This window comes from Ramlibacter lithotrophicus (genome assembly GCF_012184415.1).
GTDB classification, from domain to species: domain Bacteria; phylum Pseudomonadota; class Gammaproteobacteria; order Burkholderiales; family Burkholderiaceae_C; genus Ramlibacter; species Ramlibacter lithotrophicus.
Window position 1 is genome coordinate 288,675 of the sequence record NZ_VTOX01000003.1, and the last position, 20,215, is coordinate 308,889.

At 68.6% G+C, this 20,215-nt stretch carries 20 protein-coding genes; 10 read left to right on the forward strand and 10 right to left on the reverse strand.

Features of this window, described 5'->3' with window-relative positions; translation table 11 throughout:
• Positions 1-5 precede the first annotated feature (5 nt).
• Positions 6-779, reverse strand: a complete 774-nt coding sequence (locus RAMLITH_RS11260; RefSeq protein WP_168107495.1) for an SDR family NAD(P)-dependent oxidoreductase — start codon at positions 777-779, stop codon at positions 6-8.
• Between the two features lie 183 nt (positions 780-962).
• Between RAMLITH_RS11260 and RAMLITH_RS11265 the strand changes: the two genes are divergently transcribed.
• The 5 genes from RAMLITH_RS11265 to RAMLITH_RS11285 are packed head-to-tail and all read left to right on the forward strand — an operon-like array spanning position 963 to position 5,649.
• Entirely contained in the window at positions 963-1,610 is a 648-nt protein-coding gene (locus RAMLITH_RS11265; protein ID WP_168107496.1) for a GntR family transcriptional regulator, read from the forward strand.
• A 37-nt stretch (positions 1,611-1,647) separates the two neighbouring features.
• Positions 1,648-2,631, forward strand: a complete 984-nt coding sequence (locus tag RAMLITH_RS11270) for a TRAP transporter substrate-binding protein (RefSeq protein WP_202883261.1) — start codon at positions 1,648-1,650, stop codon at positions 2,629-2,631.
• Between the two features lie 6 nt (positions 2,632-2,637).
• The gene (locus RAMLITH_RS11275) at positions 2,638-3,162 is read left to right on the forward strand and encodes a TRAP transporter small permease (RefSeq protein WP_168107498.1); all 525 of its coding nucleotides are present in this window, start codon (positions 2,638-2,640) and stop codon (positions 3,160-3,162) included.
• Entirely contained in the window at positions 3,162-4,433 is a 1,272-nt protein-coding gene (locus RAMLITH_RS11280) for a TRAP transporter large permease (protein ID WP_168107499.1), read from the forward strand. Before RAMLITH_RS11275 ends, RAMLITH_RS11280 begins: the two co-directional genes overlap by 1 nt.
• A gap of 49 nt (positions 4,434-4,482) precedes the next feature.
• The gene (locus RAMLITH_RS11285) at positions 4,483-5,649 is read left to right on the forward strand and encodes an enolase C-terminal domain-like protein (RefSeq protein WP_168107500.1); all 1,167 of its coding nucleotides are present in this window, start codon (positions 4,483-4,485) and stop codon (positions 5,647-5,649) included.
• Between the two features lie 10 nt (positions 5,650-5,659).
• On the opposite strand, the gene pdeM is transcribed toward RAMLITH_RS11285, so the two are convergent.
• From pdeM to RAMLITH_RS26055, 7 genes are all read right to left on the reverse strand, one after another.
• The gene (gene pdeM, locus RAMLITH_RS11290; protein ID WP_168107501.1) at positions 5,660-6,346 is read right to left on the reverse strand and encodes a ligase-associated DNA damage response endonuclease PdeM; all 687 of its coding nucleotides are present in this window, start codon (positions 6,344-6,346) and stop codon (positions 5,660-5,662) included.
• Between the two features lie 50 nt (positions 6,347-6,396).
• Positions 6,397-7,038, reverse strand: coding sequence for a nucleoid occlusion factor SlmA (gene slmA / locus RAMLITH_RS11295; RefSeq protein WP_168107502.1), 642 nt, complete (start codon positions 7,036-7,038; stop codon positions 6,397-6,399).
• A 43-nt stretch (positions 7,039-7,081) separates the two neighbouring features.
• Positions 7,082-8,461 (reverse strand): ATP-binding protein, encoded by a 1,380-nt coding sequence (locus RAMLITH_RS11300; RefSeq protein WP_168107739.1) that lies wholly within the window; start codon positions 8,459-8,461, stop codon positions 7,082-7,084.
• A gap of 56 nt (positions 8,462-8,517) precedes the next feature.
• Positions 8,518-9,219 (reverse strand): response regulator transcription factor, encoded by a 702-nt coding sequence (locus RAMLITH_RS11305; RefSeq protein ID WP_168107503.1) that lies wholly within the window; start codon positions 9,217-9,219, stop codon positions 8,518-8,520.
• A gap of 113 nt (positions 9,220-9,332) precedes the next feature.
• A complete protein-coding gene (gene argB / locus RAMLITH_RS11310) occupies positions 9,333-10,223 on the reverse strand; it encodes an acetylglutamate kinase (protein WP_168107504.1) in 891 nt (296 codons plus the stop codon).
• Positions 10,224-10,322: 99 nt separating this feature from the next.
• Positions 10,323-11,426, reverse strand: coding sequence for a glycosyltransferase family 4 protein (locus RAMLITH_RS11315; protein ID WP_168107505.1), 1,104 nt, complete (start codon positions 11,424-11,426; stop codon positions 10,323-10,325).
• Positions 11,427-11,433: 7 nt separating this feature from the next.
• Positions 11,434-12,141, reverse strand: coding sequence for a glycosyltransferase (locus tag RAMLITH_RS26055; RefSeq protein ID WP_168107506.1), 708 nt, complete (start codon positions 12,139-12,141; stop codon positions 11,434-11,436).
• Positions 12,142-12,240: 99 nt separating this feature from the next.
• On the opposite strand from RAMLITH_RS26055, the gene rfbB reads away from it, so the two are divergent.
• From rfbB to RAMLITH_RS11345, 5 genes are read left to right on the forward strand one after another with little or no spacing between them, the layout of a single operon-like run.
• The gene (gene rfbB, locus RAMLITH_RS11325) at positions 12,241-13,314 is read left to right on the forward strand and encodes a dTDP-glucose 4,6-dehydratase (protein ID WP_168107507.1); all 1,074 of its coding nucleotides are present in this window, start codon (positions 12,241-12,243) and stop codon (positions 13,312-13,314) included.
• Positions 13,311-14,210, forward strand: a complete 900-nt coding sequence (gene rfbD / locus RAMLITH_RS11330) for a dTDP-4-dehydrorhamnose reductase (RefSeq protein ID WP_168107508.1) — start codon at positions 13,311-13,313, stop codon at positions 14,208-14,210. Before rfbB ends, rfbD begins: the two co-directional genes overlap by 4 nt.
• Before the next feature lie 7 nt (positions 14,211-14,217).
• Entirely contained in the window at positions 14,218-15,120 is a 903-nt protein-coding gene (gene rfbA / locus RAMLITH_RS11335) for a glucose-1-phosphate thymidylyltransferase RfbA (RefSeq protein ID WP_168107509.1), read from the forward strand.
• On the forward strand, positions 15,117-15,677 hold the full coding sequence (rfbC, locus tag RAMLITH_RS11340; RefSeq protein WP_168107510.1) for a dTDP-4-dehydrorhamnose 3,5-epimerase: 561 nt from the start codon (positions 15,117-15,119) through the stop codon (positions 15,675-15,677). Before rfbA ends, rfbC begins: the two co-directional genes overlap by 4 nt.
• A gap of 3 nt (positions 15,678-15,680) precedes the next feature.
• Entirely contained in the window at positions 15,681-17,327 is a 1,647-nt protein-coding gene (locus RAMLITH_RS11345; RefSeq protein ID WP_168107511.1) for a M10 family metallopeptidase C-terminal domain-containing protein, read from the forward strand.
• Between the two features lie 45 nt (positions 17,328-17,372).
• Here the strand turns inward: RAMLITH_RS11345 and RAMLITH_RS11350 are convergent, their stop codons facing one another.
• Both RAMLITH_RS11350 and RAMLITH_RS11355 read right to left on the reverse strand, forming a co-directional pair.
• Positions 17,373-18,797 carry a TolC family outer membrane protein gene (locus RAMLITH_RS11350; protein ID WP_238344135.1) on the reverse strand — a complete coding sequence of 475 codons (1,425 nt, stop codon included), beginning with the start codon at positions 18,795-18,797 and terminating at the stop codon, positions 17,373-17,375.
• Between the two features lie 5 nt (positions 18,798-18,802).
• Positions 18,803-20,182: an HlyD family type I secretion periplasmic adaptor subunit gene (locus RAMLITH_RS11355; protein WP_168107512.1), complete on the reverse strand. Its 1,380-nt coding sequence runs from the start codon at positions 20,180-20,182 to the stop codon at positions 18,803-18,805.
• Positions 20,183-20,215: the final 33 nt, after the last annotated feature.

Below are 20,215 nucleotides of genomic sequence, written 5' to 3' on the forward strand. Positions count from 1 at the left end.
TCCCTTCAGATCAGGTGCATGCCGCCGTTGACGCCGACGGTCTGCCCGGTGACGAAACCGCTGAGCCGATCGCAGGCGAGGAACAGGAATGCGCCGACGCAGTCCTCGGGCGACCCGGCTCGGGCCAGCGGCGTCGCATCCACGTAGCGCTGCAACTGTTCCGCCGAAGTCACGTCGTGGATCGGCGTGGCTATGTAGCCAGGCGCCACGCAGTTCACGCGAATGCCGTGCGCGCCTTCCTCGCGTGCGACGCTGCGCGACAGGGCCTCGATACCGCCCTTGGCCGCTGCATACAGCGAGACGCCGAAACCGCCGCCGTTGCGGGCCGCGATCGAGGTGGTATTGACGATGCAGCCGCGCCCCTGGCGCCTGAAGTGGGGCAACGCGGCGCGAATGGTCTCGATCACCGCCAGCTCGTTCAGCTGGATGATGCGCAGGACCTGTTCCGCGTTGAACCGATCGATGGCTACGCGCGTGTACGGCGCGCCCGCATTGTTGATGAGCACATCGATGCCCCCCATCGCGGCGATTGCCGCTTCGGTGAGCGCGGTGCCGGCGCCCGGCACGGCGAGATCGGCCTCCAGCGCGAACGCATGGCCTCCCTGGGCGAGGATCCGCGTAGCGAGGGCGTCGGCGTCCTCACGCCGGGACGAGTAGTGGAGGGAGACGGTGGCGCCGCATTCGGCGAACGCCCGCGCGGCTGCCGCGCCGATGCCGCTGCTCGATCCGGTGATCAGGACCCGCCGGCCCTGCAATTCCTCGAACGGATTGCTCCACATGCGACGCTCCTTCGGTGTCGGCCCGCAGGCCAAGCCATCGCCCGTTGCCGCTCGAGCCTCGGAGCCGATGGCGCTTCCCCGGCCGGGTAAACCCGCTGCGGAGGGCCCCGATCGCGCCTATATCCTATAGGAAATCAACGATCCGCCCGCATGGCAAAACCCTTGCGACTCCCGCGTGCCTCGATGACCGATCAGGTCCACGAGATCGTTCGCGGACGGATCTTCGACCGCGTCTACGAGCCGGGCGCGCGACTCCAGATCGACGGGCTGGCCAAGGAGCTGGCAGTGAGTGCGACGCCGGTGCGCGAGGCGCTGGGCCGACTGGCCGCGGAAGGCCTGGCGCGGTCCGAGCCATTCGTCGGCTTCAGCGTGGCGCCGCTGCCGCAGGAAGGCTTCTACGAGCAGCTCTACGAGTTCCGGCTGCTCCTGGAGCCTTGGGCGGCCCGGGCCGCCGCGCGGCGCAGGAGCGAGGCTGGCCTCGCCGACATGCGCGCCGCGCTGGCGAGCATGGAAAAGACGGCGCTCGCGCGCAGCTACAGCCAGTTCAGGAAATTCGCCGAGGCCGACGCGGCCTTTCACCGCGCGATCTTCGTCTGCGCTGGCAACGAACCGGCGCTGAAGGCGTTCACCGACCTGCGCACCCACCTGCTGCTGTCGCGCCTGTACGTCCAGCGCGAGCAGGACACCGGCGCGACGCGACGCTTCCACGCGGCCATCTACCAGGCCATCGAGACGGGCGACGAGGACGAGGCGCAGCGCCAGATGACGCTGCATGTGCAGCACTCGCAGCGCAGTCTGCTCGACACGGTGCAGGACAAGAAGTCATTCTGATCCACCCACGACGACAGGAGTCACCACGATGAAATCGATGAGTATCTTGCTTGCAGGTGTCCTGGCCCTGGCTGCCGTCCCGGCCACTGCCCAGACGCTGCGCTTCGGCCACGCGAACGCACCGGGAGAGATCGCGTACGACATGTTCAACGAACTGGCCGAGAACGTGAAGACCCGCACCAAGGGCGCCGTCACCATCCGCATCTTTCCGTCCGAGCAGCTCGGCAAGGAAGCGGACCTGGTGCAGCAGGTCAAGAGCGGCGCACTGGACATGAGCGCACCGAGCATGCCGGTGATGTCCTCCCTGGTCCCAGCCATGGAAATGGCGAGCGGTCCCTTCCTCTGGAACGACTGGAAGGAAGCCGAAACCGTGCTGCGCGGCCCGACGTTCGATCCCATCTGGGCCGAGCTGACAGACAAGCACAACATCGTTCCGGTCAGCAAGATCCTGTACTGGGGCTGGCGCAACTTCACCTTCACCAACAAGGAAGTGCGCAAGCCCGAGGACATGGCCAACCTGAAGGTCCGCGTGCCGGAAAGCCCGATCTGGGTGGAGATGGTCAAGGCCTTCGGTGCCGCTCCGACGCCGATCCCGTTCGGCGAGGTGTACACGGCGCTGCAGCAAAAGACGGTGGATGGCCAGGAAAACCCGATCCCGACGATCTACTCGCGCAAGTTCTACGAGGTTCAGGGCGTACTGACGATGTCGCGGCACATGCTGCAGAACAACACCATCGTGATCAACAAGGCATCGTTCGCCAAGCTGTCGCCGGAGAACCGAAAGGTGCTGATCGAGGAGGCCGCGAAGGTCTCGGCGAAGAACACCGAACTGCAGCAGGGCCGCGAGAAGTCGATGCTGGAGGAAATCCGCAAGAGCGGCAAGACCAGGATCATCGACGACCCGGACCGCGCCGCGTTCCAGGCGAAGGTGGAACCCGCGTATGCCAATCTCGCCACCCGCTGGGGCAACGACCACTACAAGCGGATGAAGGACGCGATCGCCAAGGTCCGCGGAAAGTAAGCGGTGATGAACCGGACGCTGCTCAGGCGCGGTGACGAGATGCTGGCCACGGCCGAGAACGCGTTTCTCGCCCTGTCCAGCGGCCTCATCGCCATTCTCGTGGTTGCGGCGGTCTTCTTCAGGTACTTCCTCAACGATCCCCTGACCTGGACCGAGGAATTCATCGTCACCACCTTCACCTGGATGCTGTTCATCGGCTTCTCCAGCGGCTTCGCCTATCGCATGCACCTTCGCATCGACGCGCTGCTGCTGGTCCTTCCGGCCGGCGGGCGTTCGGCAGTGGGGGTGCTGGCCGTGACGGTCACGCTGGTCACCTTGCTGGGCCTCGCGTGGTTCGGAGCGGAGCAGACTTATTCGATGCTCGACAACCAGACGCCCATGTTGCGGATCTCCGCCGCCTGGGCGGCCAGTGCCGTTCCGGCGAGCGCCCTGTTCGCCATCGTTCACGTGCTGGGGCACGCGATAAACGACGGCGCCGGGCAGGCGCTGTGGACGACCGGTCCCGCCAATCCAAGTGAAGGCGGTCACTGATGGCCGTCCTCCTCTCGCTCTTCGGCGTGCTGCTGATTTTGGGCACGCCCATTGCGATCGCGATGGTCGCCGCCGCCGGCAGCGTGATCTGGATGGACGACATCCCGCTCACGATCGTGGCGCAGCGCATCCTCGCCGGATTGCAGTCGTTCCCGCTGCTCGCGGTGCCACTGTTCACCCTGGCCGGCAGCCTGATGAACGAAACGGGCATCAGCACGCGCCTGTTTGCCTTCACCCGGGCCATCGTCGGCCATATCCGCGGCGGCCTCGCGCAGACGGCCGTGGTCGGAAACGTCTTCCTGGCCGGGATCTCCGGGTCTTCGGTGGCCGACACCGCGGCAACCACGCGGGTGCTGGTGCCGCAATTGGAGCAGGCCGGCTACAGCCGCGCCTTCGGGGCGGCACTTGCCTGCTGCGGCGGCACGCTGGGGCCCATCATTCCACCGTCGATCCTGATGGTGATCTACGCCTGGCAGGCCAACGTCTCGCTGGGCAAGCTGTTCATCGCCGGCGTGGTGCCGGGCCTGCTGATGGCCTTCGCCCTGTCCGTCGTCATCGCAGTCATCGCACGTATCCGCAGGTATCCGACCTCCGGCGCATTTTCCCTGGCGGTGCTCTGGAAGGCATTCCTCGATGCGAGCTGGGCGCTGCTGATGCCGGTGATCATCATCATCGGTTTCCGGCTTGGCGCGGTGACGGCCACCGAGATCGCCGGGGTGGCGGTGCTCTACTCGCTGCTGGTCGGGTTCTTCGTCTACCGCACGCTGAGCTGGCGCCAGATTCCGGCAATCCTGCGCAACACGGCACGCGAGACCGGCGTCATCCTGATCATCGCCGGCGCGGCCGCTCCGTTCAGCTGGATCCTCGGCGTCGAGCAGGCCCCGCAGCTGGTGGTCCAGGCGATCACCGCCATCACTACCCAGCCCTGGGCGGTGCTGTTGATCCTCAATCTGGCGCTGCTCGTCGCCGGCATGTTCGTCGAGACCATCGCCATCATGGTGATCCTGGTGCCCATCCTCATCCCGCTTCTTTCCGCGGCGGGAATCGATCTGGTGCACTTCGGAGTCATCCTGCTGGTGAACCTCGTGCTCGGGCAGCTGACGCCCCCTGTCGGCGTGCTGCTGTTCGTGTCGATGACGATCGCCAAGGTCTCGTTGAGTGCGCTGGTGCGCGAGCTCTGGCCGTTCCTCTTGGGGCTGGTTGCCGCCCTGGCACTGATCACCTACCTGCCCGGCCTGAGTCTCTGGCTGCCCAGCGTGCTGGGGCCCTGAAGCACGCGCTCCGCACCGCCATTCGCAACGCCATCTTTTACCGACCGCCATGAGCACCATCCAGTCCATCGAGATCGTCGATTTCGAGTTCGAGTCCGCCAACAAGGCGCGGGTCGGCGTCGGCCAACTGGTCACCTTCAAGCGCGACTCCGCCATCCGCGTCGTCAAGAACGCGATCGCGATCACGACCGATGACGGCTTGCGCGGCGAGTATGTGACCAACTGGGTCGCAAGCCCGGCCACCCGGGGCGAGTTGGACATGCTGGTGCCGTTCCTGATCGGCCGCGACGCGCTGGCGCGCGAGGAGATCTACGACGATCTCAAGCGCGAAATCCGCCAATGGTCGGGGATGGGGCACGGGCCGCTCGACATCGCCTTGTGGGACCTGGCGGGCAAGAAGTACCAGGCGTCGATCTCGGAGATGATCGGCGGCTACCGCAAGCGCCTGCCGGTCTATGCGTCGACCTACCTCGGCGATGACGAGGGGGGCCTGCATTGCAAGGAAGCCTATGCCGACTTCGCCAGGCAGTGCTACGAGCGCGGTTTCCGGTCTTTCAAGATCCACGGCTGGAACGACGGCGACGCCAGGCGGGAGGCGCAGAACGTGCTGCACGTCGCGAAGGAAGTGGGCGACCGCATGACGCTCATGCTGGATCCAGCCAACCAGCTGCGCAAGTTCTCCGATGCGCTGTACGTCGGCCGCGCCTGCGACGAGGGCAATTACTTCTGGTACGAGGACCCGATGCGCGACAACGGCAAGTCGGCCTTCATGCACAAGAAGCTGCGTGAAATGATCCGCACGCCGCTGCTGATCACCGAGTACGTGCGCGGCATCGAGCCAAAGGCGGATTTTCTGGTCGCGGGGGGCACGGACTTCCTGCGCGTCGACCCGGAATACGATCATGGCATCACGGGCGGCTTGCGCATCGCGCACCTGGGCGAGGCCTTCGGGCTGGACGTCGAGGTGCATGCGTGCGGGCCGGCCCACCGCCATCTGATGTCCGCGATGCGCAACTCGAACTTCTACGAGCTCGCACTCGTCGGCCCCGACTGCCCCAACATGGTGGCGCCGGTGTACCTGTGCGGCTACACCGACCAGCTGGATTGCTGCGGCCCCGACGGCTGCGTCGAAGTGCCGTCAGGACCCGGCCTGGGCGTCACCTACGACTGGGATTTCATCCGCAGGAACGCGGTCGCGACGAAGGTATATCGGTAACGCGGCACCCTCACGCGATCGGCAGGGCGGGGATTGCCCGCACGACGTCGTCCGCGATCGGGAAGATGCGGTCCCCCGCCCGCGGCTCGATCCGGTGCATGCCGGTGAAGCTGCCGAACGCCGGCAGCACGCCGACGGCGTTTTGCGGCAGCACGCCGCTGTCGTCGCCGAACCAGAAGCACGGCAGCCGCAGTCGCTCGAACGCACGGCCCGCCACGCTGATGCACGGATGCCAGTGGCCGGCCAGCACATAGCGCTGCGGCATCGGCCTGGGGTGGTGGCAGAGCGCGAACGGGCCCAGCGCCAGCGGCTCGTCGACCACTTCGAGGCCCAGGTCCCCCGGCGGATCGCCTGCCCGGTCGTCGTGATTGCCGCGCACCAGCGTGACGGGCAGGCCGCGGTGTTCCGCCCGCCAGCGGCGCAATGCATCCAGCGTGCCGGCCGCATGCGATCGCGCCGAATGCAGGAAGTCGCCCAGGAACACGAGCCGCGTCGCGCCCGTGTCGGCCAGCGCCGCGGACAGGGTCCGCAAGGTCTCGGTCGTGGTGCCCGCCGGCACCGGAACCCCAAGCCGGCGAAAGCTCACCGCCTTGCCGAAGTGCGCGTCGGCCACCAGCAGCGTCTGGTGCGCCGGCAGGAACGCGGCGCCGCTCGGATGCAGGACGACGTCGGCGTCCGCGACACGGATTCTGAGCATCGGGGGGGAAACGCTGCGGCCCGCCTCGCGCGGGCACGACCATCAGGCGCTCAGAGCATGAAGCCCAGGCTGGCTTCCAGGTGCTCGGAAGGCAGCCGCTTGAAGCCGGACCGGGCAAAGCGCTGCAGGCGGCCCACGGCGAAGGCGGTGAGCATCGAGGCGCGCACCTGCGCATCGAGCCCCGGCGTGGCCGAGCCGTCGCCGTCGACGCCGCTGCGCAGGCTCTGCTTCAGCGTCGATTCGATCTTGTCGAAGAACTGGTTCATGCGCTGCTGCAGGCGGTCATTCTCGAACACCAGCGCGTCGCCGACCATCACGCGGGTCATGCCGGGATTCTTCTCGGCGAAGTGCATCAGCATCGCGACCACCTTGCCGGCCTGGGCGCCGCCGGCGGGCTCGCGCTCGCCGATCTGGTTGACCAGCGTGAAAACGCTTTGCTCGATGAACTCGATCAGCCCCTCGAACATCTGGGCCTTGCTCGCGAAATGGCGGTACAAGGCCGCTTCGCTGACATCCAGGCGCGCGGCGAGCGCCGCCGTCGTGATGCGCTCGGCACCGGGCTGTTCCAGCATCGTGGCCAACGCTTGCAGGATCTGCACCCGGCGTTCGCCGGGCTTGGGGCGCTTGCGCGCCGGCGGGGCGGCTGGCGCATCGAGAGTCGGATCCGGGGTGCTCAGCTGCGAGTCGGCCATGGGGTGCAACAGATGTGTTGAGTTGATTCTCGCACACGCCCGATCAGGGTTTTTCCGGGCCGGGGAACGACAGGCCCACCCTCAAGCCTCGCCCGCCCACGCCCGGCTGCAGTTGCAATTGCGCGTGGTGCACGCGCGCAATCTCGTCGGCGATCGCCAGGCCGAGCCCGTTGCCCTCGCCCTGCGTGCCACGCACCCGGTAGAACCGCTCCATCACGCGCTGCCGCTCCTCGGGCGCGATGCCGGGACCATCGTCCTCCACCTCCACGAACGCCTGCGTGCCGCGCTGCCCGCAGCGGATCGTGACCGAACCGCCGGCCGGCGTGTACTTCACGGCGTTGTCCACCAGGTTGCCCAGGAGCTCGCGCAGCAGCCAGTCATGCCCGGTCACCTGGACCGGCTGCGCGTCGAGGCCGAGGTCGATGCGCTTGGCCGCGGCGGCGTCCAGGTGCGTTTCCAGCATGGTCTCGCACAGCGCCTTGAGCTCCACCGGCTGCATCGGCTGGGCCTGCATCGTGCGGGCGTCGGCGCGCGACAGCGCGAGCAGCTGGTTGGCCAGTTGCGAAGTGCGCCGCGCCGCGCCGCGCAGCTTGTTGACCTCCTCCGCCGGCAGCTGCAGGGTCCCGCCCGGCTGGCCGGGCGCGTTGGCGGCCTGGGCCCAGGCCTCCACCTGCGCCTGCAAGCCGGCCAGCGGCGTGCGCAGCTGGTGCGACGCGTCGGCGATGAAGCGGCGCTGGCTCTCCGCCTGCGCGTCGACCAGGCCGAAGAGGCGGTTGAGCGACTGCACGAGCGGCCGCACTTCGTCGGGCGACGCCGTCTCGTCGATCGAGCTGAGGTCGCGCGGCGAGCGCCGCTCGAGCGCGTCGCGCAGGTCCAGCAAGGGCTTGAGCGCCCGCTCGACCGCCCAGCGCACCGCGAAGGCGGCGGCGATGACCAGCACCACGTTGGGCAGCAGCACCCGGAACAGCACGGAGCGCGCCCACTGCTGGCGCGGGTCGGAGCCGTCGGCCAGGGCGACGACCACGTCGCCGAGGACGGTGTGCTGGCGCTGCCGCACGATGCGCCAGGCCACGCCGCCATGCTCCTCGGTGCGGAATTCCGGCTCGCGTGTGGTCGGCGGCAGGGCAGCGAGCCACGGCTCGCCGTGCAGCACCTTGCCGTCGGGATCGGAGATCGCGTAGGCGGCGTGCCCCGGGCCGTCCTTCAGGAACTGCTGCACCGCCGGCGCCAGCAGCAGCACCGGCGGCGGCCCTTCGGCGACGATCGAATCGGCCATCAGCGGCACCAGCGCCAGCAGTCCCTGGTCCTGCCGCAACGCCACGTTGTCCGCGGACCGGTACTCGTACCAGGCATTGATCACCGCCAGCAGCAGCAGCGGCACGATCAGCATCACCAGCAGCCGGCGCCGCAGGCCCAGCGTGATCCCCGGCTCGCCCGTGCCCGGGTGCTCCGGCAACGCGAGGGCGCCCGGTTCGCTCTTCACGCCGCCGGCGCTTCGCTCAGCTCCAGCCGGTAGCCGAAGCCGCGGATCGACCGCAGCGCCACGCCGTGCGGCTCCAGCTTGCCCCGCAGCCGCGAGACGTAGACCTCGACGGCGTTGGGCGTGATCTCCTTGTCCCAGCCGGTGAGGGCCTGCAGGAGCTTGTCCTTGCTGGCCGGCTTGGGCGCGTGGATCAGGAGGTACTCCAGCACCGTCCACTCGCGCGGCCCGAGGTCGATGTTGACGGCGTGGCCGCCGCGCTGCCCGGTGGCGCGGCGCGTGGCGGTGTCGAGTTCGATCGGGCCGAAGCCGAGCACCGCCGTCTTGGCCGCCTGCGAGCGGCGCAGCAGCGCACGCAGCCGCGCCAGCAGCTCCGGCAGCTCGAAGGGCTTGATCATGTAGTCGTCGGCGCCGAGGTCGAGCCCCTGCACCCGGTCCTGCAGCGCGTCGCGGGCCGTGAGGATCAACACCGGCATCGCGTGGCAGGGCATCTCGGGCCGGCGCAGCCGCCGCGTGAGCTCCAGCCCGTCCATCTTCGGCAGCCCGATGTCGATGATCGCCGCGTCGAACGGCTCCGCCGCCAGCACCTCCTCGGCGCGTTCCCCACTGCCCACCCAGTCGACGGCGTAGCCGGCGTCGGTCAGCCCCAGCTTGATGCCGCTGGCCACCATCACATCGTCCTCGACCAGCAGCAGACGCATTGCAGGTGCCTCTCAGGTGTTTCGACTCCCTCCCCCTCTGGGGGAGGGTTGGGGTGGGGGTTCGCGCGCTGCCCCCACCCCGCCCTCCCCCAGCGGGGGAGGGAGAAAAGAATTCAGTGCGACCGGATCATCGTCCCGTACGCCTGGTCCGTCAGGATCTCTAGCAGCATCGCGTGCGGCACCCGGCCGTCGATGATGTGGACGGAATTGACGCCGCTCTTGGCCGCGTCGAGCGCGCCGGCGATCTTGGGCAGCATGCCGCCGGAGATCGTGCCGTCGGCGAACAGCTCGTCGATCTCGCGCGCCGTCAGGTCCGTCAGCAGCTTGCCGGTCTTGTCCAGCACGCCCGGCGTGTTCGTGAGCAGCACCAGCTTCTCCGCCTGCAGCACCGTCGCCAGCTTGCCCGCCACCACGTCGGCATTGATGTTGTAGCTCTCGTTCTCCGCGCCGAAACCGATCGGCGAGATCACCGGGATGAACTGGTCGTCCTGCAGCGCCTTCACCACCGAAGGATCGATGGCCACGATGTCGCCGACCTGGCCCACGTCGTGCTGCTTGTTCGGATCGGCGCTGTCCACCATCTTGAGCTTCTGGGCGCGGATCAGGCCGCCGTCGCGGCCAGTGAGCCCCACCGCCTTGCCGCCGGCCTGGTTGATCAGGCCCACGATGTCCTGCTGCACCTCGCCGGCCAGCACCCACTCCACGACCTCCATGGTCTCGGCATCGGTCACCCGCATGCCCTGGATGAACTCGCCCTTCTTGCCCAGGCGGCCCAGGGCGGCCTCGATCTGGGGGCCGCCGCCATGCACCACCACCGGGTTCATGCCCACCAGCTTGAGGAGGACCACGTCCTCGGCGAAGTCCGCCTGCAGCTCCGGATCGGTCATGGCGTTGCCGCCGTACTTGATCACCATGGTCTTGCCGTGGAACTGCCGGATGTACGGCAGCGCCTGGGCGAGGATTTCGGCCTTGTCGCGCGGGGCGATGTTCGAGATGTCGGTCATTGCTAGGGGCTGGAGGCTAGGGGCTGGGGGCTGCGGGCGTGGCCCTGGTCGGGTCGTGAAATTGTGCCGCAATCGCGCCGGGGGCGCGCCGGCCCGGCTTCAGCGCCGCAGCCAGCGGGGCACCTTGAAGCGCACGATGCTGACGTAGGCCCGGACGTAGACCACGACGGACCCGACGATGAAGGCCATTAGCAGCGGCGTGCGGTCCCAGAACAGCACGGCCGGCAACACCGTCATCACGGCGAAGCCCCACAGGTACGGGGAGGTGCGGTTGTTGCGCATCAGCACGCGGCGGGCTTCGTCGTCCTCGAACACCTCGCGCACGATGCGGCGGTAGATCAGCTGGTGGAAATGCAGGGCGTCCGCGACGCCCGGCGACTGGCCGCGCGCAGCCTTGCGGTAGATCGAGAACAGCGTCTCGAGCACCGGATAGATCAGCAGCAGGAGCGGAAACCAGGGCGACACCTGCGCGTGCCGCTGCACCAGCAGGATGCTCGCGATGGCGATGACCACGCCCCACAGATAGGCGCCGCCGTCGCCCGCGAAGATCAGTCCGCGCGGGTAGTTCCACACCAGGAAGCCCGCCGTGGCACCCGCCAGCACGAGGACGGCGGCGGCGAGTTGCCGGTCGCCGACCTGCAGGGCGACGTACGCCAGCGCGAAGCAGCAGACCACGGCTACCGTGCCGGCGAGGCCGTTGTAGCCGTCGATCAGGTTGAAGGCATGCGGCAGGCCGGTGATCGCCAGCGCCGCCAGCAACAGCCCGAGCCACGGCATGGCGGCCCAGGCGCCGTCCAGCCACGGCAGGCCCAGCCGCGATACCGACAGGCCCAGCATCCAGATGGCGAGGACCGAGGCCGCGACGGTGAGCAGCAGCCGGTAGCGCACAGGCAGCCGCTGGCTGAGGTCCTCGACGGTCCCCACCGCGACGCCCAGGAAGGACACGGCGCACAGCGCCCCGGCGAACCAGGCGTCGCTGCGGATCTGGTTCGGGATGCCCAGGCGCTGCGAGACGGCCATCCAGCCCCAGCCGATGCTGCACGCCACGAGCATGGCGATGCCGCCCAGCCGAGGCACATGGCCGACGTGAAAGCGTTGCGGCACGCCCGCCGCATAACGGCGGGCATGGCCGCGGCCATAGCGGACCACCAGTGCCGCGGTGACGAACGCACTCACGAAGCACAGGATCAACAGGAACAGCATGGAGCTCTCAGCTGCTGGCGGCCTGGTAGCGCCACAGCGCGGGGCCCGACCACAGCCGCAGGAGGCTCCTGAGATGCCACGCGAAATGCCGCAACTGCCGGCGGCTGCTGCGCGAGGCATCGTGGACCACCGTCGCGTCGGCCCGCCTCACGGTCCACCCCTGCAGGCGCAGCCGCAGGCAGAAGTCGACGTCCTCGCAGTACATGAAGAAGCGCTCGTCGAAGCCGCCCAGGCGCCGGTAGACCGCCGTCGGCACCAGCCAGAACGCGGCGCTGATCCAGTCGACGCGCCCCGACTCCCGCTTCAGCAGGTGCCGGCGCAGCAGCGCCGCGGGCGTCACGGCCTCGCGCTCGTTGTCCTGCACGCTGCCGTCGGGATTGAGCACGCGCGGGTAGGCGAGCCCGGTGCCGGGAACACTGGCCTCCTGCACCAGGTTCTGCCACAGCTCGGCGCTGGCGACCTCGATGTCGGGATTCAGGACACAGAAGAACTCGGAGTTGCAGTGGGCGAAGGCGCGATTGTGGTTGGCGCCGAATCCCTGGGGCTGGGTGTTGAACAGTTCCGAGACGGCGAACGACCAGCCGACCTGCGGCGCCTCGAGCGCCAGCGCGGGCAGGTTGTGGGTCACCACGACGCGCTCGATCCAGCCGTTGTGGTCTGAATCGGCAAGTCGCAGCAGGAGTTGCTGCACCATGTCGCCCTGGCCATGGCTCACCACCGAGACCGTGATGCCGCGGCCTGGGGCGGGTGGGCTCCCTGGGGGGGCACTTACAATCTGGGGGATCAAGTAGGGCTGGACAAAGCAGGAAAACACATGATTCTAGTGACCGGCGGCTGCGGCTTCATCGGTTCGGCCTTTGTGCTCCGGTGGCTGCAGGGCCAGGACGAGCCGATTCTCAACCTCGACCTGCTCACCTACGCCGGCCACCCGGGCAACCTCGCGCCCGTGGCCGGGGACCCCCGCTACCTGTTCGTGCGCGGCGACATCGGGGACCTGCCGCTGGTGAGTGAACTGCTCGCGCGGCACCGGCCGCGGGCCATCCTGAACTTCGCCGCCGAGAGCCACGTGGACCGCTCGATCGCGGCCCCGCAGGCCTTCGTCGAAACCAATGTCGTCGGCACCGTGAAACTGCTGCAGGCCGCGCACGCGTACTGGCAGGCATTGACCGGGGATGAAGCGCAGCGCTTCCGGTTCCTGCATGTGTCGACCGACGAGGTGTACGGGACGCTGTCGGCCCAGGACCCGCCATTTCGCGAAACAGACGCTTACGAACCGAACAGCCCGTACTCGGCCTCGAAGGCGGCCTCCGACCACTTCGTGCGGGCCTGGCACCATACCTACGGCCTGCCGGTCGTCACGACCAATTGCTCGAACAACTACGGGCCGCGGCAGTTCCCGGAAAAGCTCGTCCCGCTGATGATCCACAACGCCTTGAAGGGCCTGCCGCTGCCGGTGTACGGCGACGGCCAGCAGGTGCGCGACTGGCTGCATGTCGACGACCACTGCGCCGGGCTGCGGGCGGTGCTCGATCGCGGCCGCGTGGGCGAGACCTACAACATCGGCGGCCGGTCCGAGCGCACCAACATGCAGGTGGTCCACGCGATCTGCAATGCGCTCGACGAGCTGGTGCCGCGCGCGGGCGGCGGCAAGTACGCCGAGCTGATCACCCACGTCAAGGACCGGCCCGGGCATGACCGGCGCTATGCCATCGACGACGGCAAGATCGCCGGCGAACTCGGCTGGGCCCCTGCCCTCGCGTTCGAGGACGGCATGCGGCAGACGATCCGCTGGTATCTGGACCACCAGGACTGGGTCGAATCGGTGACCAGCGGCGCTTACCGCCACTGGGTCGAGCAGAACTACGGGGGCCGCGCCCGCGCCGCATGAAGATCCTGCTGCTCGGCGCCAACGGCCAGGTAGGCTGGCAACTGCGGCGCAGCCTGTCGGTCCTGGGCGAAGTCACCGCCTTGCACCGCGGCAGCTCGCCGTTGTGCGGCGATCTCACGCAGCCCGAGGCGCTGGCGCAGGCGATCCGCGCGGTGGCGCCGGACGTCGTCGTCAACGCCGCCGCGTACACGGCGGTGGATCGCGCCGAGACCGAGCGCGACGCGGCCTTCGCCGTCAACGCTGGCGCCTGCGAGGTGCTCGCCGCCGAAGCGGCCCGGCTCGGCGCCTGGCTGGTGCACTACTCCACCGACTACGTGTACGACGGCACCGGCCAGCGGCCGTGGCGCGAGTCGGACGCGACAGCGCCGATCAACGTCTACGGGGCCAGCAAGCTCGCCGGCGAGCAGGCCGTCGCGCGCCACGAGCGGCACGTCATCCTGCGCACCTGCTGGGTCTTCGACACCTGGGGCCAGAATTTCCTCAAGTCCATCCTGCGCGCCGCGGCGCAACGGGACAGCCTGAGCATCGTGTGCGACCAGTGGGGCGCGCCGACCCGGGCAGCGCTCATCGCCGACGTGACGGCGCATGTGGTCGCGCGGCTGCGGCCGGAGCTGGCCGGGATCTATCACGTGGCCGCCGCCGGGGAGACCAACTGGCACGCGTACGCGAGCCTGGCGCTCGAGCACGCCGCGCAATGCGGCATGCCGGCCAGGATACAAGTTGGAAACATCCGCGCCATACCATCGGGGGAGTACCCGGTCGCCGCCGCCCGCCCCGCGAACTCGCGGCTCGACACGCACAAGCTGCAATCGAGCTTCGGCCTGGTCCTGCCGCCCTGGCAGGACGGCGTGCGCGCGGTGGTCGCGGAACTGGCTTCTTTCAATTTGTCAGGTTGATTTCCCCATGAGTCCATTGCCAGTCAAGCAAACGCCCCGCCGGGGCATCATCCTGGCCGGCGGCGCCGGTACCCGGCTGCACCCGGCCACGCTGGCGATGTCCAAGCAGCTGTTGCCGATCTACGACAAGCCGATGATCTATTACCCGCTGGCGACGCTGATGCTGGCGGGCATCCGCGAGGTGCTGGTGATCAGCACGCCGCAGGACACGCCGCGCTTCCAGCAGCTGCTGGGCGACGGCAGCGCCTGGGGCATGAGCATCAGCTACGCGGTGCAGGAGCGGCCCGACGGCGTGGCGCAGGCCTTCGTCATCGGGCGCCAGTTCATCGGCGACCGGCCGAGCGCGCTGGTGCTGGGCGACAACATCTTCTACGGCCATGACCTGGTGCGGATGCTGCGCGAGGCGGACGCGCAGCCTTCCGGCGCGACCATCTTTGCCTACCACGTGAAGGACCCGGAGCGCTACGGGGTGGTCTCGTTCGACGACCAGGGCCGCGCGCTGTCGGTGCAGGAAAAGCCGCGCAACCCGCAGAGCCATTTCGCCGTGACCGGCCTGTACTTCTACGACCCGCAGGTCTGCGAGATTGCGGCGAGCGTGCGGCCTTCGGGGCGCGGCGAGCTCGAGATCACGACCGTGAACCAGGTGTACCTGGAGCGCGGCCACCTCAACGTGCAGACCATGGGCCGCGGCTTCGCGTGGCTCGACACCGGCACCCACGAGAGCATGCTCGAAGCCACCCAGTTCATCCACACGCTCGAACAGCGCCAGGGCCTGAAGGTGGCGTGCCCGGAGGAGATCGCGTGGCGCTACGGCTGGATCTCCGACCACCAGTTGCTCGCCCTGGCCGAGCCCCTGACCAAGAGCAGCTACGGGCGCTACCTGCAGGCGATCGCGCAGGGAACGGTGTGAGCCTCGCCGTCACCGCGACCCGCCTGCCGGAAGTCCTGGTCGTCGAACCGAAGGTGTTCGGCGACGAGCGCGGATTCTTCCTCGAGAGCTTCAACCAGGCCGCGTTCCGCGAGGCCACCGGCGTGGCGCTGGATTTCGTGCAGGACAACCATTCGCGCTCGGCGCACGGCGTCCTGCGCGGCCTGCATTACCAGATCCGCCAGCCGCAGGGCAAGCTGGTGCGGGTCGTGAGCGGCCGCGTGTTCGACGTGGCCGTCGACATGCGCCGGTCCTCGCCACGGCTGGGCCAATGGGTCGGCGTCGAGCTGAGCGCGGCCAACCACCGCCAGCTGTGGGTGCCGCCCGGATTCGCGCACGGCTTCGTCGTGCTCTCCGACAGCGCCGACTTTCTCTACAAGACGACGGACTACTACGCGCCGCAGTTCGAGCGGGCGCTCGCCTGGAACGATGCCCACGTGGGCATCGAGTGGCCGCTGGGGGAACTCCGCCAGGCACCGGCACTCTCAGCGAAGGACGCGGCCGCCCCCTCCTGGAGCGGCGCCGAATTCTTCGACTGATCCATGACCTTGTTCGTGTCCGAGGGCGCTTCCCTCGAGGGAGCGCGCCTTTCCGACCATTCCAGACTGCACGCCGGCGACGCATACGCTTACGCAAGCTACAGCACGTATCAGCACAGCTTCCCCTACACCGGCGACTACCGCATCGACGCGCTGCTGGAAGGCTATCCCAACCAGACCGGGCTGGGTGCCCTCGGCTACCAGTGGAATGCCGGTCGTGCGCTGGGCAGCCCGGTGCAGGTCACCTACAGCTTCGCCGCCGCCGCGCCGAGTTACGGCGGCAACGTCGATGCCAGCAGCGGCGACAGTGGCTTCGAGCCCTTCAACGCGGAGCAGAAAGCAGCCGTGCGGCAGATCATGGGGCAGCTCTCGCAGGAGTTCGGCCTGGACATGGTCGAGGTCGGGGACGGCACCTTCAGCTACGGCCAGATCCGCTTCGGCAACAACTACCAGGAGACGTCAACGGGCTACTCGTGGCTGCCGTTCAGCACGCCCGATGACCGCTCGGGCGACGTGTGGCTCGACCTGTGGACGCCGCAGAACCTCTCCAGCCTGGCGCCCGGCAGCGAGGGCTACGGCACGCTGCTGCACGAGATCGGCCATGCGCTGGGACTGAAGCATCCGGGCGACTACAACGCCGGGTCGGGCGGTTCCGGGCTGCCCGGCAACTACCTGGGCACGGCCGAGGACAACGAGACCTACACCGTGATGTCGTACACGGCGCCCGCGGGCGGCCAGCAGCGCGACTGGTTCGGCATGTACGACCTGCTGGCGCTCAAGACGCTCTACGGCAGCCGCAACTACAACGCCGGCGACACGGTCTACAGCTACACCGATGCGACCGGCCGGGTGCTGAAGATCGTCGACGACGGCTCCGGCTTCGACACCATCGACATCTCCGGCGTGAGCTCGGCCGGCAACCGCGTCGTCGACATGCGGCCGGGCACCTTCAGCTCGATCGGCGTCAGGGCCAACGGGCAGAAGGCCGTGCAGAACGTCTCCATCGACTTCAGCACCGTGGTCGAGAAATTCGTCGGCACGGCGCATGGCGACATCGTCACCGGCAACCACGCGAACAACGTGTTCGTGCTGGGCCTGGGCTCCAACGTGGCCGATGGCGGCGCGGGGATCGACCTCGTGCAGTACACCGGCAACCGGGCCGGGTACCAGGGCGCGGCCACGGGCGGCGGCCTGCAGGTGACGGGCAACGGCGCGAGCGACACCTTGTCGAACGTCGAGCGGCTCGCCTTTGCCGACAGCAAGCTGGCGCTGGACGTCGGCGGCAACGCCGGTCTCGCGGCGAAAATCCTCGGTGCCGTGTTCGATGCGCCTGTCATCCGCGCCGACCCGGGCTCTGCGGGTCTCGCGCTGGCCAAGGTGGACGCCGGAATGAGCTACGCCGACCTGCTCACGCTCGCGCTCGACTTGCGCCTCGGCGCCGGACGCACCCACGAGCAGGTGGTCGACCTGCTGTACACGAACATCGCCGGAGCGGCGCCGACGGCGGATCAGGCTGCACCTTACCTGGCGCAGCTGTATGGCGGGACCTTCACCCAGGCGAGCCTGGGCGTCATGGCCGCCGAAACGGCCGAGAACGCGGCCCAGATCGACCTGGTGGGCCTGGCCCAGACGGGGCTCATCTACGTCTGAAAGCGGCGGCGCGCTGGCGCGGCGCACACGCCGCGGCGCTCCCGCTCAGGGTTGCAGCCAGGCGTTGATTTCCTGCACCGCCTGCTCGTCGGCCTCGCCGGCGAGGGCGCGCAGCCGGATGCGCGAGATCATGTACAAGTAGCGCGCATTCGCAAGGTCGCGCAAGGCGGTGACCCGCTGTTCCTCCGCGTTCAGCACGTCCACCAGCGTGCGGCTGCCGGCCTCGAACGAGCGGCGATTGGAATGCACCATGGTCTCGGCCGAGCGCACGGCCTGCTCGAGCGCGCGGATTCGCAAGGCGCCTTCGGTCAGGCCGCGGTATTCCTTCTCGACGCGCAGCGCCAAGTCGCGGCGCGTGGCCTCCAGCGCCAGCCCGACCCGTTCCTGCTCGGCGACCGCCTGCCGCACCTGCGAATTGACGTAGCCGCCCGCATACAGGGGCACGTTCAGCTGGATGCCGATCGACTTGTTGTCGTAGCGGGAATTGACTCGCGTCACGTTGTCGCTGTCGCTGATCGACCACTGCGCGATCGCATCCAGTGTGGGCTTGTGGCCCGCCTGCGCCTTCTCGATCTCGAAGCGGGCGGCTTCCAGCTGCGCCCGCAGCGCGCGCAGTTCGGGGCTGGCCTGCTCGGCCCGGTCGGTCCACCGGAGCAGCGCGCCGGGGTCGGGCGCGGTGGCCCGCAGCTTGTCGGGATCCACCGGCGCCAGCCTGGCGATCGGCGCGTTGACCATCACCTGCAACTGGCGTTTCGTGTAGTCCAGGTTCTGCCGCGCCTCGAGCTCCTGCGCGACCGTCATGTCCACCCGTGCCTGCGCCTCGTCGATGTCGGTGCGCACGCCGGCGCCCGCGGCGAAGCGCTTGCGCGCCGCATCGAGCTGGGTCGTGTACGCCTCCTTCTGCGCCAGGACCAGTGCCAGCTGGTCCTGCGCCAGCAGGCCCTCGAGGTAGGCACCCGACACGCGCACCGCGACGTTCTGCAGCTCCTTGTCGAGGGTGGCGTTGGCGTCCTCGACCTGCGCCTTCGCCTGCTGGTAGTCGGCGAAATTGAACGGCCGGTACAAGGGCTGGCGGATCGTGAGTGCGCGGCTGCTGCTGGTGTACTGCTGCTCGGACCGGACCGGCTGTCCCGCCAGTCCGGGCTGCACGCTCTCGAGGTCGTTGCGAAAGCGCGAAGCATTCGCGGAGACGTTCGGCAGCAGCTGCGCGCGCGCCTGGGGCAGGCGTTCGCGGCGCGCCGCCGCGGCGGCTTCGGCGGCGCCGATGACGGCGTCCTGCTCCAGCGCGGCGCGGTACGCCTGCGCCAGGTTCAGCGACAGCGGCGCCGTGGCCCCCCGCGGCGTGGAACCGGTGCCGGCGGCATCTTGCGCGGCGGCCGGCAGCGGTGCCGCGGCCGCGGCGATTGCGAGCGCCACGGCGGCGAGCGGCCGGCGAACAGCCGGCTGGCGGTGCGAGATCATCGTCGGCATCGCGTTCACTCCTCCTTCATCGAAGCGGCCATCCGCTTGGTCAGCGGATGCAGCAGGTAGGTCAGCAACGTGCGCTCACCGGTCTTGAACACCACTTCCACCGGCATCCCGGGCTGCAGCTGGCGCTTGCCGAGCTTCTTGTAGCCCTCGGGGGTGACCGAGACACGGGACAGGAAGTACTGCACGCCGGTCTGCTGCTCCGTGAGCAGATCGCCGGACACGGACACCACCTTGCCGTCCACGACGAGTTGCGGAGCATTCGCGAACGAGTTGAAGCGGATGTCCACCGGCAGCCCCGCGTGCACCTTGTCGATCAGGTTCGGGGCCACCTTCGTTTCGACCAGCAGCAGCTCGTTCTCGGGAACGATGTCCATCAGTTTCTGGCCGCTCTGGATCACGCCACCGACCGTCTGCACGGTGAGGCCCACCACCTGCCCGGCGGCCGGCGACTTGATCTCGACCCGGGTGAGCTCGTCGGCGAGCGCCCGGAACTTGCCTTCGTCGGACTGCACTTCGCGGGTGACGTCGGCCAGCTGGGTCTCGACCTCCTTGCGGTATTCCTGCTGGCGCCCGATCATCTTCTGCCGCAGCTCGCCGATGGACCGCTGGCCGCGCGTGATGTTGCCCAGGAGTTCGGCGATCGAGCCGTTCGCCTCGGACACCATCCGTTCCAGCTCCAGCTGGCGGTTGCGCGGCGCGTAGCCCTCCTTCACCAGGTCCCGCGTCTGCTTCAACTCGTCCTGCAGCAGGCCGACCTGCAGGCGCCGGTTCGACAGCATGCCCTGGTAGGCGGTCAGCAGGCCCTCCTGCCCCTCGATGCTCTCGCGCAGCGACTGCAGGTCCGCCTGCAGCGCGGCCTTGCGCGAGCGGAACAGCTGCTCCTGCGTCAGCATCTGGCTGCGGATCAACGGGTCGCCGGCAGCGCTCTTCAGGTCCGGATGGAACGCGATCGTGGTAGCGCCGGTCTGCTCGGCAACCAGCCGCCCCTGCATGGCGCGCAGGCCCAGGTAGCGCTGGCGGATCGCTTCGTAGTTGGCTCGGGTCGCGGCTTCGTCCAGCTTGATCAGCAACTGTCCTTCCTTGACCTGCTCGCCCTCGCGCACCAGCACCTCCCTGACGATGCCGCCGGTCAGGTGCTGCACGGCCTTGCGCTTGGTGTCGATGGCCACGAGGCCCTGGCTGGGCACGCCTTCGTCGAGTGGCGCGAACGCGGCCCAGACCAGGAAGCCACCCAGCCCGATCAGCAGGGCCCAGATGCCGATGCGGGATGGGCGGCTTGCATCGGCCACGGCCGTGACATCCTGCTGCGGCGCCAGCTCGGACGGCGGCACGACGGTCAATGGTCTGGAGGCAGAAGGACGCTCCAGGAGTTCGGATTTGTTCATCGCGTCAATCGTTCGTTGAATTGTTTCGGGGTC